The organism is Sphaerisporangium sp. NPDC004334 (genome assembly GCF_053602655.1).
Map to the genome: position 1 here is coordinate 182,597 of NZ_JBSGDZ010000005.1, position 16,588 is coordinate 199,184.

The window sequence follows — 16,588 nt, forward strand, 5'->3', positions numbered from 1 at the left end:
CCGTTCCCGCCGTGCCCTTACAGGGGGCCGGTCGAGTGAAGATCGCCGGTGCGGGAAGATCGGGCGAATGATGCGTCTGCACTTCACCGCCGCCGACCTTCGTCTCATCACCTTCGCGCCGGCCCCGAACGCGCTGCTGGAGAGCGCTCTGAGCGTCCGCCCGCCATCCTGCGCCACCTGGTCGCGCCCCGAGGTCAGGGAGTGGCGCCGCTCGGTGGGCGGCGGTTCGATCGACCGCGCGGGAGTGCTGGCGGACATGGTGCCCAGTCAGAGCTTCATGCCGGACCTGCTGCTCCAGCCGGAGGCCGACGACCTGGCCGCGGCGGTGGAACTGGCGAAGAGCACTCCCGTGGAGCAGGTCATGGCCGACCTGAGTCTGCTTCCCCCGCCTGTCGCGGGCGGATCGTGGCGACGTGAGCTGGCCGAAGGCGACGCCGTCGCGTGGCGGACGCTCACCGGCGACCTGTACGGCTACTTCTCCTCCTCGCTGGCGCCCTTGTGGCCGAGGATCCGCGACACGGCCGCCGCGGACCGCGCGCTGCGCGCCGAGACGCTGCTGCGCGGCGGCACCGACGCCCTGCTGGCGACGTTGAGCCTGCACTGCCGCTGGGAGCCGCCGGTCCTGCACGTCCAGGTGGCGGGCGAGTACGACGTCCAGTTGTGCGGGAACGGGCTGCTGCTGGTCCCGTCGTACTTCGCCGCCGGGCCGATGATGATGTACCGGCCTGGTCGTGCCACCGTGCTGGTGTATCCGATGTACGCCGGAGGCCGGCCGTCCGCCGCGGCGGACGCGCTCGGCCCGCTGCTCGGCCGGACGCGGGCCGCGGTCCTGGCCACGCTGCGGCACCCGGCCACGACGAGCGCGCTCGCCGACCGGCTCGCGATCTCGAGGGCGTCCGCCAGCGAGCACACCACCGTGCTGCGCGACGCGGGGCTGGTCTCGACCACCCGGATGGGCAGCGCCGTCCTGCACACCTTGACCCCGCTGGGCTCGGCCCTGCTCGCCGGCGACTCCGCCGGTTGAACCTGTGCCGCTGGTCGGACCTGTGCCGCCGGTCGCCTGGTCCGCGCCCGGCCATGCCGCGCACGGAAGGCGGACCGGCGTGCTCGGCTGGTCGCGCCGCGTCGTACGGGTGGACCGGTCCGCCCTTTGCCGAGTTCAGTCGCCGGCCGGAGGGGCGGGCCGGGGGATCCGGGCCTCGATCTGGGTGAGTTGGGCGGCGAGGATCGCTTCGAACACGGCGTGGCGGTTCTCGTGGAGAGGGCGGATGTCGCGGCCGAAGTGGGCCAGTGCGGGGAAGCGCTCCGGGTCGGCGCCCAGCACCGCGACGCGGAACGACTCCAGGCCCTGTTCGCGCTCTTCGGGACTGACGCTGTCCGCCGCCCCCTCGGAGGAGATCAACGCGGCGAAGAGGATCGCGAGCCGGTGGTAGTGCGCCGGGATCTCCTCGTCGGGGAGTCCCGATGCCCGCAGCGCCCGCAGCACCTCCTCTATGACCAGCCGGGAACCGGCGCCGCCCGACGCGTAGCGTCCCCAGATCGCCGCGACCTGGGGATGCCGGCCGAAGGCCTCTTTCACCCGCATGGCGACGGTGGTAATGCACTGTTTCCAGTCGCCCTCGGGGCGGTAGCCCTCCATGGCGGCGATGAGGATGCGGTCGGTGACCGCGCGCAACAGCTCGGTCTTGTTGCGGAAGTGCCGGTAGAGGCTGGAGGAATCGGTGCCGAGCGCCGCGGCCAGCCGGCGCACGCTGAAGGAGTCGGCGTCGCTGGTGCGCAGCAGCCGCTCCGCCGTGTCCAGTATCTCCTCGGTCGACCAACGCCTGCGGCCTGCCATGTCACCCCTCTCGCCCGGATCCAACCCTATCTATGCACTCACTGTTGCACGCGCCGCGTGCATAATGGAGGCATGGAGAACCCACTGGATGTCGCGGCGCTCGAAGCCGCCATGGAGAAGGTCCACCGCGCAGGGGTGCCCGGAGTGTTCGCCGAGGTGCGCGACGGCGGCCACGTCTGGCGTGGCGCCGCCGGGGTCGCCGATGTCGCCACCGGCCGCCCCGTCACGGCCGGGATGCGGCACCGCGTCGGCAGCATCACCAAGACCTTCACCGCCGCCGCGGTGATGCGGCAGGTGGAGAGGGGGCAGATCGGGCTCGACACGTCGATCGGCCACTACCTGCCGCGCCTGGTCCCTGGAGACCGCGGTGACGCGATCACGGTCCGGATGCTGATCAACCACACCAGCGGCCTCGCGGAGTACCTCCCTCACGCCTACCCGTCCCTCAAGGCGTTCCCCTCCGTGGCCGACACCAGGCCCGACAGCCTGGACGACAACCGGCTCACGCGGTTCCATCCGGCCGATCTCATCGCGATGGGAGTCAGGGCGCCAGCCGTCGGTGCGCCGGGCGGCACTCCGGGGGTGTACTCCAACACCAACTACCTGCTCCTCGGCCGGCTGCTGGAACAGGTGAGCGGCACCACGGCGGAAAGGTGCATCACCCAGGATGTCATCGAGCGCGCCGGGCTCACCGCCACTGGTTTTCCGGCCGGACCGCAGATCGACGGACCGCACTCGCGCATGTACGAGGCGTGGTTCGGCATGATCGAACCGCCGCGCGACTACAGCGTGTACGACATGTCGTGGGTCGGGCCGGCGGCCTCGCTGATCTCGACCGTCGCGGATCTCAACCGCTTCTACGGCATGCTGCTCGCCGGGGAGATCGTGGACCGATCGTCACTGGCGCAGATGCGCCGCACCGTCCCGGTCGTCTCCCAAGAGGGGAAGGTGATCGACTACGGCCTCGGCCTGCACCCGATGGAGGTCCCCGGCGGTGGCACCTTCTGGGGCCATGGCGGCACGGTCTGGGGCGGCGGAGCGATGTCCATGACCCGTGCCGACGGCGGGCGGGGGATGTCGGTCGCGGTCAACCTGCAGAGGTGGAACGAACTCGACTCCTCGGGGAAGCCGCGGCCCCATCCCATCGACGGCGCGCTCGCGGAGTTCTACCGGGTGGCGATGTCCTGCTGATCACATGTGCGTGGTGTGTCCCTCCCGGCCGACCGGCGCCCCGTCCGCAAGCTGAGGCTTCGACGCACCCCGGAGGGACTTCGCCGTCACCTACTCCTGCGGCGCGGTCGCCGGCGAGGCGATTCGGGGGGAGGTGAGGGTGGTCCACGCGGCCAGCGCGCAGTCGATGATCGTCTCCAGGTGTGCCCTGCCGGCTCCGTCGCGGGATTGGACGGCCATGCCTTGCAGGACGGTGGCGTAGAAGGCGGCGACGGCGTCGATGTCCGTGCCGGGGGTGACGTCGCCCTCCTCGATCGCCCGTTCCAGCCGCCGTCGGAAGGACCACGGCACGAGCGCGCGGCGTTCGGCGAGGAAGTCGCGCAGCCCGGCGTTCGCGGTCGTGCCGGTCAGAGCCGACAGCACCACCATGCAGCCCGGTGGCGTGGCCGGATCGGCGAACCGGTCAGCGTTGACCTGAAGCGCGCGGGCGATGCCCTCCCGGGCGGTCGCCGAGGCCTCCAGGCGCCGCAGCGGCTCGGCGCCCTGTGTCGCCCCGTACAGCTCGACGGCCTCCCGGAACAACCGCTCCTTGGAGCCGAAGGCGGCGTAGATGCTGGCGGAGGCGATGCCCATGGCGGTGGTGAGGTCGGCCATCGAGGTGCTCTCGTACCCGTGCTCCCAGAACGTCAGCATCGCCTGGCGGAGCGCCAGGTCTCGATCGAAGCCACGCGGTCTGCCGCGTTCCGCCACGCCCGCCACCTTTCTTTGTCGATTGACCAATATATCCCTTGACCGGCTCGCGCGCATCCTGGTACCTATTTCTTTGCTGATCGACAAAGAAATGGGGAGACGTGACCGAACTGACCGGCAAGGTGGCGTTGGTGACGGGGGGCGGCCGCGGCATCGGCGCGGCGATCGCCCTGCGACTGGCGCAGGACGGGATGGACGTGGCCATCACCTACGCCCACGCCGCCGAGGAGGCAGAGGCGGTGGCCCGGCGCATCGAGACCGGCGGCGGCCGGGCACTGGTGATCGAAGCGGACTTCGCCGACCCGCACGCGGTCGTCGCGGCGGTCGAGCGAACCGCGAGGGAGTGGGGCCGGATCGACGTCCTGGTCAACAACGCGGCGGCGTTCGCCGCCGCGGAGCTGGGACAGATCACGCCTCAGGAGGTCGACCGTGTGCTCGCGGTGAACGTGCGGTCGGTCTTCCTGGCCTGCCAGGCGGCGGCCCGGCACATGGGCGCGGACGGCCGCCTCATCAACGTCGGCACCTGTGTGACCGAACGCGTCCCGGGGCCGGGAATGACCCTGTTCGCGATGAGCAAGTCCGCGCTCGCGGGCCTCACCAAGGGGTTGGCCCGCGATCTCGGTCCGCGGGGCATCACCGCCGTCCTCGTCCATCCCGGCCCGATCGACACCCACGCGAATCCGGCCGACGGGCCGCAGGCGGCCGGCTTCAGCCGCGCGACCGCGCTGGGCCGCTACGGCGCCGTCGACGACATCGCCTCCACCGTCGCGCACCTGGTCGGCGAGGGAGGCCGCTACATCACCGGGTCCGCCATCAGCGTCGACGGAGGCTTCGCCGCCTGACCCGGAGCCTCCCCCTCGCCGCCGTTCGGACCCCGGCCGCTCCTGACGGTCAGCCCGAGGCGCAGGTGGCGCCGTTCAGGGTGAAGGCGGTGGGGGAGGGATTGCTGCCGGAGTAGACGCCGTTGAAGCCGAGCCACAGGACCTGGCCGGGTTTGATGATCTTGCTCCAGGACTGGTCGGTCGCGGAGACGGTCGTGCCGGACTGGGCCCAGACGGCGGACCAGCCCGAGGTCAGGCGCTGGGTGGTGAGGGGGAAGTCGAACGCCAGCCGCCATCCGTCGATCGGCGTGCTGCCGGTGTTCTTGACGTTGACCACGGCGAGGAAGCCGGTCGCCCACGTTGTGGCGTCGTAGGTGACCGCGCACGCCACGGAGGGCGTCGGTGTCGCGGTGGGCGTCGCGGACGGTGTGGGTGAGGGGGCGGTGTAGGTGGCCGGGTCGGACGGAGGGCTCAGCAGGGTGCCGGCCGTGTTGCGGGCGATCACCTGGAAGGTGTAGGAGGGCTCGGCGCCGATGCTCGCCAGGGTGCGCGGGATCACGCTGTCGATGGAGTAGCTCCACTCGGAGGAGGAGCGGCGGAAGGCGATGAAGACCACCGAGCCGCCGGCGTCCTCGGTGGACCACGTCAGCGTGACGTTGCCCGTGCCGAGCCCGGACCCGATGCGCAGGTTCGTGGGCGCGTGCGGGATCGCCGGCGCGGGGGACGGGCCGGGGGTCGGCGGCTCGACCATGGCCGTGGCCTTGGTCAGCAGGCTCGGCACGCTCCTGTTGCCGGCGGCGTCCACGGCGACCACGTAGAACAGGTAGTCCCGGCCCGGGATGAGGTCGGACACCTCGGCGTAGACCGGAGTGGTCGAGGAGGCGGTGGTGATGCGCGCGTTGGCCCGGGTGAAGGGGACGTTCGCCGGGGTGCCGTAGGCCCACGCGTACACCTGGTACCCGGTGACCCCGACGTCATCGGTCGATGGTTGCCAGGTCAGGCCCGCCACCCCGTTCAGGTACACGTTACGGGGGGAAGGCGCGCCGGGTTCGCTGGGCGGCGTCGTGTCGGCGGCGGCCGCACCGGTCCGCGCCGAGCCGAGGACGTCGCCCGAAACGGGCAGTCGGCCGGAGCCGAGGACGGCGCCCGACGCGGCCTGCGGACCCGCGCCGAGGGCGGCGCCTGAGGCGGGCAGCGGGCCGGCGGCGAGAACGGCCGCGGTGGCGGTGGCCGCGCAGCATCCGAGCAGGAGGCCACGCAAGGTGGCTCCACGGGGACGGGTGAAGGGCATGGGGGAGCCTCTCGACGGGCGGCCGCAGACCTTGGGCGGGCCTGCGGCCACGGCGTGCCGGTCAGGTGCGAGGGTGTCGATCAGGTATCAGCGTGGTGGTCAGGTGTGAGAGTGCCGCTGGATGTGCGCTCCGGCGGTGGAAGGTCAGCCTGAGGCGCAGGGGGCGCCGTTGACGGTGAAGGCGGTGGGGGAGGGATTGGCGCCGGAGGAGGTGCCGTTGAAGCCGATCTTCAGGGACTGGCCGGGTTTGATGGTCTTGTTCCAGGCGGTGTTGATTGCGGAGACGGCCGTGCCCGTCTGGGTCCAGGTGGCCGACCAGCCCGAGGTCAGGTGCTGGCTGGCGAGGGGGAAGGCGAACGCCAGCCGCCATCCCGAGATCGGGGTGGCGCCGGTGTTCGCGATCGTGACGTCGGAGGTGAAGCCGGTCGCCCAGCTCTTGGCCACGTAGGTGACCGCGCACGTCCGGGGCGCCGAGGGGGTCGCCGAGGGGGTCGTGGGCGGCGTCGGGGTCGTGGGCGGGGTGGGGGAGGGCGACGGATAGGGGTTGATGTAGGTGACGGCGTTGGACGGGTTACTCAGATTGCCTGTGTCGTCTCGCGCCACCACCTGGAACGTGTAGGACGCCTCGCCGCCGATCGGCACCACCAGGGTGCGCGGAAGCGGGCTGTCGTCCCCGAGGCCCCACCTGGTGGAGGAACGGACGAACACCGGCCAGTGCGTCTCGGGCGTGTAACCGCTGGTCGCCCACTGCATCGCCACGTAGCCGGGTTCGGGCCCGGCGAAGACGCGCAGGTCCCAGGGCATGGGCGGCGCGGACGAGGTGGGGTACGGGCTCGGGAACGGCGGCTCGACCATGGCCCTGTTCATGACGAGAAGGCTCGGCACGCTCCTGTTGCCGGCGGCGTCGATGGCCACCACGTAGAACAGGTAGGAGCCGCCGGGCGTGAGGTACTTCACCTCGGCGGTCACCTGGGTGGTCGTGTGGGTGAAGTCCGCCTGGACGCGGCTGAAGGAGGGATACGCCGGGGAGCCGTAGGACCAGGCGTAGATGTCGTACCCGGTGACCCCGACGTTGTCGGTCGACTGCGCCCAGGTGAGGCCCGCCACCCCGCCGTTGCGGTAGACGGTCAGGGGGGTGAGCCCGGTGGGTTCGCTGGGCGGGGTGGTGTCGGCGGCGGCCGCACCGGCCCGCGCCGCGCCGGCGGCGGCGCCCACGGCGGGCACCGGTCCCGCGGCGGCGCCGGAGGCGGGCGTCAGGCCGGCGCCGAGGACGGTGGCCGTGAGGGCGGCCGTGACGGCGGCCGCGCAACCCGCGATCAGAAGGCCACGCGACGCGGTCCCACGAGGACGCGGAAAGGGCATGAGAAGCCTCTCTCGTCGAGCGGACGGACCTCCGGACGGCCCGCCCGCTGGGTTCGGGGTCAGGAGCTGGTGCTGCCGGACGCACGGGCGACGCCTGCACGCCACCTGCCGGCGGATCCAGAGCGCCCCCCGTCACACGCGCTCGCGACCGGTCGTCGCATCGACTCCCCCGAGCGGGACGGCGACACGCGCCGTCCGTCCTCGATCGTGCGCCGCGGGCGAGGCCCGGTCCACCCCCCGTCTGAGCGGCCGTCTGAGCGGCCGCCTTCCATGACAGGTCAGGGGCGGAGCGGTGGTCACGCGGAGTTGAAAGTTTCAGCCGGATGCGCAGGACCGTCCCCGACCTTCGCGGGCGGTTTCGCCGGGCGAAAAACAGGGGAGAGTTAGTCAACTCCTCCTATAGCGTGACCCAAGTGATTACCACGGTGGGTTCTGCCGCGCTGACCGGGGCGCGGACATGTTGAGCCGGTTGTTGCGGGTCCATCTGCGGCCCTATTCGGCGGCACTGGTAGCGGTGGTCGCGTTGCAGCTCGTAGGGACCATCGCGTCTCTGTACCTGCCGAGCCTGAACGCCGACATCATCGACAAGGGGGTCGCCACCGGGGACACCGGTTACATCGTCGGCACCGGTGGCTGGATGCTGACGGTGTCGCTGGTGCAGATCGCCTGCTCGATCGCGGCGGTGTACTACGGGGCCAAGGTCGCGGCCGGGTTCGGGCGCGACGTGCGGGGCGCGGTCTTCCACCGCGTGGTGGGGTTCTCCACCCGTGAGGTCGCCCAGTTCGGGGCGCCTTCGCTGATCACGCGCAGCACCAACGACGTGCAGCAGGTGCAGATGCTCGTCGTGATGACGTGCACCATGCTGGTCGCCGCGCCCATCATGTGCGTCGGCGGCATCATCATGGCGCTGCGGCAGGACATCGGCCTGTCGTGGCTGATGCTGGTCTGCGTCCCGGCGCTGCTCGTCTCGATCGGCCTGATCGTCTTCCGCATGGTGCCGCAGTTCCGCGCGATGCAGACTCGCATCGACGAGGTCAACCGGGTGCTCAGGGAGCAGCTGTCGGGCATCCGCGTGGTGCGGGCCTTCGTCAGGGAGCGCGAGGAGACGCGCCGGTTCGCCGACGCCAACCAGGCGCTGACCGACACCGCGCTGCGCGTCGGCCGGCTGACCGCGCTGATCTTCCCCGTCGTCATGCTCATCCTCAACGCCTCCAGCGTGGCGGTGCTGTGGTTCGGCGCGGCGCGGGTGGACAGCGGCGAGATCCAGGTCGGCGCGCTGACCGCCTTCCTCATGTACCTGATGCAGATCCTGATGTCGGTGATGATGGCCACCTTCATCTCGATCATGATCCCGCGGGCGGCCGTCTGCGCCGAGCGCATCGGCGAGGTGCTGGACACCGAGTCGTCGGTGCGCCCGCCGGACGAGCCGGTGCGCGACGCGGGCAGGCGGGCCGAGCTGGTGATGCGGGACGTGGAGTTCCGCTACCCGGGCGCGGCGGCGCCCGTGCTGTCGGGCATCTCCTTCCGCGCCGTCGCGGGGCAGACCACCGCCGTCATCGGCAGCACCGGGTCGGGCAAGACGACCCTGGTGTCGCTGGTGCCGCGGCTGTTCGACGCCACCTCCGGCACCGTGTCGGTCGACGGCGTCGACGTCCGCGACCTTGACTCGCAGCTGCTGTGGACGCGCATCGGCCTGGTGCCGCAGAAGCCGTACCTGTTCACCGGCACCGTCGCGAGCAACCTGCGGTACGGCAACCCGAACGCCACCGACGAGGAGCTGTGGGAGGCCCTGGAGGTCGCCCAGGCGCGCGACTTCGTCGAGGCGATGCCCGAAGGGCTCCAGGCGCCCATCACACAGGGCGGTACGAACGTGTCCGGCGGGCAGCGGCAGCGGCTGTCGATCGCGCGGGCGCTGGTCAGCAAGCCCGAGATCTACCTGTTCGACGACTCGTTCTCGGCTCTGGACCTGGCCACCGACGCCCGCCTGCGCGCCGCGTTGCGTCCGCGCACCGCCGAGGCAGCCGTCGTCATCGTCGGCCAGCGGGTCTCCACCATCGCCGACGCCGACCAGATCATCGTCCTGGACGACGGCGTGATCGCCGGCATCGGGACCCATGACGAACTGCTGGCCTCCTGTCCGACCTATGTCGAGATCGTGGAGTCCCAGGTGACCGCGGGGAGCGCAGTATGAGCCGGGTTCCGGCCGACCGTCAGGAGGGCGGCGTGAGCGAGCGTCCCACCGCACCGGAAGACCAGGCCACGCCCGCCGGGGGACCGGCCCAGGACGGCCAGGGGACGCAGGCCGGGCAGGGTGGACCGGGCGCCGCGGCGGGGGGCAGGCCGCTCGCGGCTCCGGTGCGCCCGCCCGCCGGAGGTGGACCGTTCGGCAGGGGGCCCTTCGGCGGGGGAGGGATGCCCGCGGAGAAGTCGATGAACTTCGGCCCCTCCGCCCGCCGGCTGATCCGGCGGCTGGACCCCGAACGCCCCCGCATCCTGGCCGTCATCGCGCTGGCCGTGGTCAGCGTCGCGTTCGCCGTCATCGGGCCGAAGATCCTCGGCCGCGCCACCGACATCATCTTCAGCGGCGTGGTCGGCCGGCATCTTCCCGCGGGGACGACCAAGGAGCAGGCCGTCCAGGGCGTCCGTGCCTCGGGCAACGGCAACCTCGCCGACATGCTCGCGCGCATGGACCTGGTGCCCGGCCACGGCATCGACTTCGGCGCGCTCGCCACGGTGCTGACCTGGGCCCTGGTGCTGTACGTCGCGGCCTCGGCCTTCAGCTGGCTGCAGAACTACCTGCTCAACGACGCGACCCAGCGCACCATCTTCCGGCTGCGGTCCGACGTCGAAGACAAGATCAACCGGCTGCCGCTGAAGTTCTTCGACGGCCAGCCGCGCGGCGAGCTGCTCAGCCGGGTCACCAACGACATCGACAACGTGTCGCAGACCCTCCAGCAGACGTTGAGCCAGCTTCTCACCTCGCTGCTGACCGTCATCGGCGTGCTGGTGATGATGTTCGTGATCTCGCCGCTGCTCGCGGTCATCGCCCTGGTCACCATCCCGGTGTCGATGGTCGTCACCGGCCAGGTGGCCAAGCGCTCGCAGAAGCTCTTCGTCGCCCAGTGGGCGCACACCGGCACCCTCAACGCCCACATCGAGGAGGCGTTCACCGGCCACGAGCTGGTCAAGGTGTTCGGGCGCGGCCCGGAGGTCGAGGAGGTGTTCCGCGAGCGCAACGAGGACCTGTACAAGGCGAGCTTCGGCGCCCAGTTCATCTCCGGGATCATCATGCCGGTCATGATGTTCATCGGGAACCTGAACTACGTCGCCATCGCTGTCGTCGGTGCCCTGCGCGTCGCCACGGGGGCGATGAGCCTCGGCGACGTCCAGGCGTTCATCCAGTACTCCCGGCAGTTCACCCAGCCGCTGACGCAGGTCGCCTCGATGGCCAACCTGCTGCAGTCGGGAGTGGCCTCGGCCGAGCGGGTCTTCGAGCTGCTGGACGCCGAGGAGCAGGCCCCCGACCCCGCCGACGCGGCGCCGCCCGCCGACCGGCGCGGCCGGGTCGAGTTCGAGCACGTGTCCTTCAGCTACAACGCCGACCAGCCGCTCATCGAAGACCTCTCGCTGGTGGCCGAGCCCGGTCACACCATTGCGATCGTCGGCCCGACCGGCGCGGGGAAGACCACCCTGGTCAACCTCATCATGCGCTTCTACGAGCTGGACGCGGGCCGCATCACCCTGGACGGCGTCGACATCACCGCGATGCGCCGCGACGACCTGCGCTCCCAGATCGGCATGGTGCTCCAGGACACCTGGCTGTTCGGCGGCACCATCCGCGACAACATCGCCTACGGCAACCCGCGGGCCACCGAGGAGCAGATCCAGGCCGCGGCGCGGGCGACCTACGTCGACCGGTTCGTCCGCTCGCTGCCCGACGGCTACGACACCGTGATCGACGAGGAGGGGAGCAACGTCAGCGCCGGCGAGAAGCAGCTGCTCACCATCGCGCGGGCGTTCCTGGCCGACCCGTCCCTGCTCATCCTGGACGAGGCGACCAGCTCGGTGGACACCCGCACCGAGGTGCTGGTGCAGCACGCGATGGCCGCGCTGCGCAGCGACCGCACCAGCTTCGTCATCGCCCACCGGCTGTCCACGATCCGCGACGCGGACCTGATCCTGGTGATGGAGGCCGGGAGCATCGTCGAGCACGGCACCCACGACGAGCTGCTCACCGCCCGCGGCGCCTACCACCGCCTGTACTCGGCGCAGTTCAGCGGCGCCCTGGTGGCAGCCGACGGCGACATGGCCGGGTAAGTCCACCTCCGGCGGTGGGCCATCGCTCGGCGGTCGGCCACCGGGTCGGCGGTGGGCCACCGGGTCGGCGGTGGGCCGCGCTTGGCGGGTGAGCCACCGGGGCGGCGGTGGGCCACCGGTCGCAGGTCTGTCGCGGTCTTCACCGATTCCTCGGTGACGCCCTGATTGCTACCGTTTACTGGTGGTCGCCTACACCGACGCGCGCCGGCGGCTGAGCGCCCTGGTGCGGGGCGCCCGGCCCGGCGGACCGGTCGTCGTCGTCAACCTCTGCGGGCCGGTCGGCGTGGGCAAGAGCCGGCTGGCCTCGGCGCTGGGCGGCACGGTGCCGGCTCCGGCGGCCGGGCCGATGCCGGCCCCCCGGACGGCCGCCGCCCCTCTGGTCGCCGATCGGACGGGCACCGTGCCGCTGGTGGACATGCGGACCGGCGCCGTGCCGCTGGTGGCCGATGGCAGCGCCGCCGGTCCGCTCGTGGTCGACGGCGTCGACCACGACGCGCACGCCGAGGCCGTCCGCGAACTGCTCGCCGGCGTGGCGCCGGGCACGTGCGTGCTGGTCGTCGGGCGCAGGCCGCTGGTGTCCCGGCCCGGCTGGTCCGGCCTGCCGGTCGAGACGGTGCCGCTGTCCCCGTGGAGCCGGACGGCCGTGCGCAGGTTCGCGCGTTCGCGCGGTGTGCGCGACCCGGCCCGGCTCGACCTGGTCGCCGACCTGTCCGGCGGCATCCCGCTCATCGCCGACCGGCTCCTGTGCGCGCTCGCCGGGGGCGGGCTCGCGGACGTTCTGGGAGGTCTGGCGGACGTCGTGGCGGGGGAGCTGCTGCGGCGGCTCGCTGTCGAGACCGCCGGCCCGCCGCCCGGCGCGCTGCCGGTCGTGGCCACCGTGGGCGGTGCGGACGCCGACCTGCTGGCCGCGCTCGTGCAGGGGACACCCGCCGACTTCGACCGGCTCAGCGCCTTGAGCGTCGTACGGCCGGAGGCGCACGGGCTGGTCGTGGTCGAGCCCTTCCGCACGATCTTCGAGCTGGCCTACCGGTGGCGGCACCCGGTCACGGCCCGCACGCTTCTGGACAAGGGCTCCGCGCACCGGCGGCGTCAGATCACCCGCACCGGTGACCCGGGCGTGCGCGCCAAACTGGCCGACCAGGTGCTGCACATGTCCGCCCATCCCCAGGTCCGCCCGATCTTCTTCCCGCCCGTGCCGGGGCCGCTGCGCGTCAGGGCGGCGGAGGCGGCGGACGAGGACGACATCGTCCGGCTGACCCGCCAGTGGGCCGGCATGGAGGCGCTCGACCCGCGCCGCGCCGACCGGATGCTGGAGCTGTGGATGACCACCCCCGGCAGCCTGTTCGACCTGGTGGTCGACGGCGATGACCGGCCCCTGGGCATGACGAACATGACGGGCATCGGCGCCGGGGCCGCGCCGCTGCTGGAGGCGCTGCTCCAGCAGCACGCGCCGCCGGCCCCCTCGCCCGGCGGCGACGGCTCCGCCGGCGTCGTCCTGGGGATGCTGGTCACCGCGCCCCGCCGCCCGGCGGCGCGCGCCGTCATGCTGCGGCACATCCTGGCCACCGCCATGGCGAGCGGCAGGGTGGTCGTCTCCACGCCGTGGGCGCCGTACCAGCGGCTGTCGGAGCGCATGGGCCTGGTCCGGATGGGAGAGACCCGCGACGACCTGTTCCGGTGCGGACGCAGGAGCGGAGTCTTCGCGCGCACGTTCACCCCGCGCAACCTGCCCGGCTGGCTGCGGCAGCTCGAACGGGGCGCCGTCCCCGCCGAGGACGACGCGCTGGCGGAGGCGGTCCGCGCCGCCCTCGCCCGGCTGGGCGACCCGCGCCGACCGGCCGCGAGCCCGCCGGCCGCGATGCCCGGGCTGGGGTCGCCCGAGGCGATCGCGGCCTTCGTCCGGCGGCAGGTGGAGGCGCTGGCGAACTCCGGCTCACCCGTGGACCGGGAGGCCGGGCGTGTGCTGAGCCTGTACTACCTTCGTGGCGGCATCGCGCACGAGGCGGCCGCCCACCGCCTGCACCTGAGCAGGGCGACCTACTTCCGCCGCCTGGACCACGGCGTCCGCCGCCTGACCGAGGCCCTGCGCGCCGCCACGCGTTGACCCTGGGCCGCCATCGACCAGGGCGGTTACGCGTTGCCAGGGCGGTCGCACATTGCCAGGCCGCTACGCGTTGACCAGGGTGGAGGGGCCCAGTTCGGTGTTGTGCGGGCACCGCGCCAGCGACGTGTCGCGCCCCGGGCCGTAGGCCATGGTGCCGTTGACGTACACGACGGTGCCGCGGGGCGTCTCGCACGCGACCCGCAGATACCAGCCGGTCGGGGTCGGGTTGGTGCAGGTGGCCGAGACCTGCGGGATGGAGAGGTTGTAGCCGTAGACGCAGCTCGCCGGGTCGACGGCGGCGCTCGCTGGCGCGGCCGTGGTCGCGACGACGGCCGCGGCGCCGATCAGGGCGGCGGCCGCCCCGTTGCTGATCCCTCGGACGATGGACACGATGACCTCCTTCGTGGGCTTGTGCCGGGAACCTAACAGCCGGCGCCGCCGGTGAAGTCTCACAACCGTCTCAAGCCCTCGCCGCCCTCGCCGGGCATCGGTCAAGCTGTCCTCGGCGTCGTGATCGCATGACTGAGCCGCCCTGATGCGCTTCCACGAACGTGCACCGGCTCGGGCGCCGTAGCAGGCGCCGGCATCGCCGTACCATGACCCGCCGACCCGGCGCCCATCACGTCCCGCACATGGCGGGAGTGGGGAGCCGCTGTCGGTGGACGTGTGTGCTCACCGCACTGGTGTGCCGTGCCGGATGTCCATCCTCACCACGGGGCCGCGGGTGACAGGGTGCTGAGTGCGCGGATCGCGGAGATGACGACGCGCGCCGCGATCAGCCGCGGGCCTGGGTGGTCTCCAGGCGGCGGATGATCGGGGTGAGCAGGGCGTTGAGCTCTCTGACCAGGGTGGTGACCGCGAGCGCGGCGGTGGAGGACAGGGTGTCGCTCGGGCCGTCGGGGGCGGGCGGCAGGGCGTCCAGCGGCAGGGGCGCGTCGATCACCAGGGTGGTGCGCAGGAACGGGTTCCGGGTGAGGTCCTGGTCGCTGGGCTCGAGGTACTGGCCGAAGGTCTGCGGCCACTCGCGCCAGCCGCGGTCGTGCCACCACTCGCGCGAGGCGGTGAGCTCCGCCGGCGGCGGCGAGACGAGCAGCACGCGGGCGGTGAGCGAGCCGTCCCAGGAGTTGCGGTCGCAGGCGGCGGACAGGATGCGCCGATGGCGCCGCACGTAGGGCGGCGAGGGGGTGATGGCCAGCCGCCAGGCGGCGCACGCGAAGGTGACCGGGGCGATGTCGCCCCACGCGCCGTCGAACGCCGCGACGTTGCGCCGTACGTGCTCGGCGTACCGGCTTGACCCCTCGGAGGCGAGTTCGCGATCGTGGCCGTGGTCGATGCGGAAGGCGTCGTGCTCGCCCATGCTTCCCTTTCCTTCGGCGCGGCTCCCGCTGTCGCGGTGGTGGCCTGCGACGAGGACTCGGGCGCCGCGTGGCTCCCAGGGGTCTCGGCATGGCCGGGACCCCGACAGCCAGTCAACGCCACCGTGCCGATCGGCACGCGCGGTTTCACCCACAGCCGATCCAGGACTTCGTACGGCCGCCCCCAAGATCGGCCCCCAAGATCGGCCCCCAAGATCGGCCCCCAAGACCGATCCCCAAGACCGGTCGGGTCAGACCGTCCGGCGGGCCGGGGTGGCCGGGAGGCGTTCGGTGTGGAGCCACTCGGCGAACAGGTCGTCAAGCGGGGTCGCGGCGTGGCGGGCCGCGAGGCGGGTGAACCGCTCGGTGGTGACGCCGCCGTGCTGGTAGGTGGCCGTCCACTCGCGCAGCAGCGCGAAGAACGCCTCGTCACCGATCGCGCGGCGCAGCGCGTGCAGGGTGAGGGCGCCGCGCTTGTACACCCGGTCGTCGAACAGCCGGCGCGCGCCGGGGTCGGCCAGCGTGAAGTCCTGCGGGAGCGCCGCCAGCCTGCGGTGCCAGCGGGCGGCGAGCGCGTCGGCCGTCTCCTCGCCCGACGCCTGCGACCACAGCCACTCGGCGTAGGCGGCGAAGCCCTCGTGCAGCCAGATGTCGCGCCAGTCCTCCAGCGTCAGGCTGTTGCCGAACCACTGGTGGGCCAGCTCGTGGGCGATGAGGCGCTCCTCGCCGCGCCGCCCGTCCACGTGGTTCGCGCCGAAGATCGACATCCCCTGGGCCTCGACCGGGATCTCCAGGTCGTCGGCGGTGACCACGACGGTGTACCCGGCGAAGGGGTAGGGGCCGAACAGGTCGGAGAACAGGGCGATCATGGCCGGCTGGCGGGCGAAGTCCGCCCGCACCCGCGAGGCCAGACGGGCGGGGTGGACCAGCCGCTGCGGCACCGGCCCCGGCACCTCGGCCGACTGGTACCGCCCGATCTGCACGCTCGCCAGGTAGGTGGCCATCGGCTGCGGCTGCTCGTACACCCAGGTGGTGGTGGACGCGGCGCGGCGCCGGTCGGCCAGGCGGCCGTTGGCCACCACCTCGTACGCCGACCCGGTCGTCACCGTGACGCGGTAGGTGGCCTTGTCGGCCGGGTCGTCGTTGCAGGGGAACCACGACGGCGCCCCGGTCGGCTGGCCGGCGACGATGACCCCGTCGGTGAGCCGGTCCCAGCCGAGGCCGCCCCAGCGGCTGGTCAGGGGACGAGGGTCGCCCCCGTACCGCACGTCGACGGCGAACAGCGTGCCCTCCTGCAGCGGGCGCGCCGGGGTGATCCGCAGCTTGTCACCCCGGTGCGTGTAGCGCGCCGGCTCGCCGTCGACCAGCACCCCGGACACGCGCAGCGAGGACGAAAGGTCCAGGGTGAAGGCGGGAAGGGACGGGGACCGGCTCGCGAACGCCGAGATCACCGCCGACGCGCGCAGCCGGCCGGCGCCGACCCGGTAGTCCAGCGACAGCTCGTAGTGCTCGACCCAGTAGCCCTCGTTGCCCCGCTCGGGAAAGTAGGGACGGCGGGAGACGCCTGGTGCCACGCTCACG

At 72.4% G+C, this 16,588-nt stretch carries 13 protein-coding genes; 6 read left to right on the top strand and 7 right to left on the bottom strand.

All coding sequences use genetic code 11. The features are described from left to right. Positions 1-67 precede the first annotated feature (67 nt). Positions 68-1,024, top strand: a complete 957-nt coding sequence (locus ACWEN6_RS07970) for an ArsR/SmtB family transcription factor (RefSeq protein ID WP_452569514.1) — start codon at positions 68-70, stop codon at positions 1,022-1,024. Positions 1,025-1,159: 135 nt separating this feature from the next. Here the strand turns inward: ACWEN6_RS07970 and ACWEN6_RS07975 are convergent, their stop codons facing one another. Further along, positions 1,160-1,837 carry a TetR/AcrR family transcriptional regulator gene (locus ACWEN6_RS07975; RefSeq protein WP_452569515.1) on the bottom strand — a complete coding sequence of 226 codons (678 nt, stop codon included), beginning with the start codon at positions 1,835-1,837 and terminating at the stop codon, positions 1,160-1,162. Between the two features lie 72 nt (positions 1,838-1,909). Between ACWEN6_RS07975 and ACWEN6_RS07980 the strand changes: the two genes are divergently transcribed. Further along, positions 1,910-3,028 carry a serine hydrolase domain-containing protein gene (locus ACWEN6_RS07980; protein ID WP_452569516.1) on the top strand — a complete coding sequence of 373 codons (1,119 nt, stop codon included), beginning with the start codon at positions 1,910-1,912 and terminating at the stop codon, positions 3,026-3,028. 90 nt (positions 3,029-3,118) lie between these two features. Here the strand turns inward: ACWEN6_RS07980 and ACWEN6_RS07985 are convergent, their stop codons facing one another. Next, positions 3,119-3,757, bottom strand: a complete 639-nt coding sequence (locus ACWEN6_RS07985; protein ID WP_452569517.1) for a TetR/AcrR family transcriptional regulator — start codon at positions 3,755-3,757, stop codon at positions 3,119-3,121. A gap of 101 nt (positions 3,758-3,858) precedes the next feature. On the opposite strand from ACWEN6_RS07985, the gene ACWEN6_RS07990 reads away from it, so the two are divergent. After that, a complete protein-coding gene (locus tag ACWEN6_RS07990; RefSeq protein ID WP_452569518.1) occupies positions 3,859-4,599 on the top strand; it encodes an SDR family oxidoreductase in 741 nt (246 codons plus the stop codon). 49 nt (positions 4,600-4,648) lie between these two features. Here the strand turns inward: ACWEN6_RS07990 and ACWEN6_RS07995 are convergent, their stop codons facing one another. Then, positions 4,649-5,839 carry a cellulose binding domain-containing protein gene (locus ACWEN6_RS07995; protein ID WP_452569519.1) on the bottom strand — a complete coding sequence of 397 codons (1,191 nt, stop codon included), beginning with the start codon at positions 5,837-5,839 and terminating at the stop codon, positions 4,649-4,651. A gap of 174 nt (positions 5,840-6,013) precedes the next feature. Then, on the bottom strand, positions 6,014-7,231 hold the full coding sequence (locus ACWEN6_RS08000) for a cellulose binding domain-containing protein (RefSeq protein WP_452569520.1): 1,218 nt from the start codon (positions 7,229-7,231) through the stop codon (positions 6,014-6,016). Between the two features lie 469 nt (positions 7,232-7,700). Here ACWEN6_RS08000 and ACWEN6_RS08005 point away from each other — a divergent pair, with 469 nt between their 5' ends. The 3 genes from ACWEN6_RS08005 to ACWEN6_RS08015 all read left to right on the top strand — a co-directional run bounded on the left by ACWEN6_RS08005 (position 7,701) and on the right by ACWEN6_RS08015 (position 13,652). Next, positions 7,701-9,422: an ABC transporter ATP-binding protein gene (locus tag ACWEN6_RS08005; RefSeq protein WP_452569521.1), complete on the top strand. Its 1,722-nt coding sequence runs from the start codon at positions 7,701-7,703 to the stop codon at positions 9,420-9,422. A 32-nt stretch (positions 9,423-9,454) separates the two neighbouring features. Then, on the top strand, positions 9,455-11,548 hold the full coding sequence (locus ACWEN6_RS08010; protein ID WP_452569522.1) for an ABC transporter ATP-binding protein: 2,094 nt from the start codon (positions 9,455-9,457) through the stop codon (positions 11,546-11,548). Positions 11,549-11,729: 181 nt separating this feature from the next. Next, positions 11,730-13,652 (top strand): hypothetical protein, encoded by a 1,923-nt coding sequence (locus tag ACWEN6_RS08015; protein ID WP_452569523.1) that lies wholly within the window; start codon positions 11,730-11,732, stop codon positions 13,650-13,652. A 63-nt stretch (positions 13,653-13,715) separates the two neighbouring features. Here the strand turns inward: ACWEN6_RS08015 and ACWEN6_RS08020 are convergent, their stop codons facing one another. The 3 genes from ACWEN6_RS08020 to ACWEN6_RS08030 all read right to left on the bottom strand — a co-directional run bounded on the left by ACWEN6_RS08020 (position 13,716) and on the right by ACWEN6_RS08030 (position 16,587). Next, entirely contained in the window at positions 13,716-14,042 is a 327-nt protein-coding gene (locus ACWEN6_RS08020) for a hypothetical protein (RefSeq protein ID WP_452569524.1), read from the bottom strand. Positions 14,043-14,427: 385 nt separating this feature from the next. Further along, positions 14,428-15,009 carry a hypothetical protein gene (locus ACWEN6_RS08025; protein WP_354920511.1) on the bottom strand — a complete coding sequence of 194 codons (582 nt, stop codon included), beginning with the start codon at positions 15,007-15,009 and terminating at the stop codon, positions 14,428-14,430. 249 nt (positions 15,010-15,258) lie between these two features. Continuing rightward, positions 15,259-16,587 carry a M1 family metallopeptidase gene (locus ACWEN6_RS08030; protein ID WP_452569525.1) on the bottom strand — a complete coding sequence of 443 codons (1,329 nt, stop codon included), beginning with the start codon at positions 16,585-16,587 and terminating at the stop codon, positions 15,259-15,261. Between the last annotated feature and the right edge of the window lies 1 nt (position 16,588).

Bases quoted from the DNA above. Each gene is read 5' to 3' on its own strand.
- ACWEN6_RS07970 (WP_452569514.1), top strand. From the start codon at position 68: ATGATGCGTCTGCACTTCACCGCCGCCGACCTTCGTCTCATCACCTTC.
- ACWEN6_RS07975 (WP_452569515.1), bottom strand. From the start codon at position 1,837: ATGGCAGGCCGCAGGCGTTGGTCGACCGAGGAGATACTGGACACGGCG.
- ACWEN6_RS07980 (WP_452569516.1), top strand. From the start codon at position 1,910: ATGGAGAACCCACTGGATGTCGCGGCGCTCGAAGCCGCCATGGAGAAG.
- ACWEN6_RS08000 (WP_452569520.1), bottom strand. From the start codon at position 7,231: ATGCCCTTTCCGCGTCCTCGTGGGACCGCGTCGCGTGGCCTTCTGATC.
- ACWEN6_RS08025 (WP_354920511.1), bottom strand. From the start codon at position 15,009: ATGGGCGAGCACGACGCCTTCCGCATCGACCACGGCCACGATCGCGAA.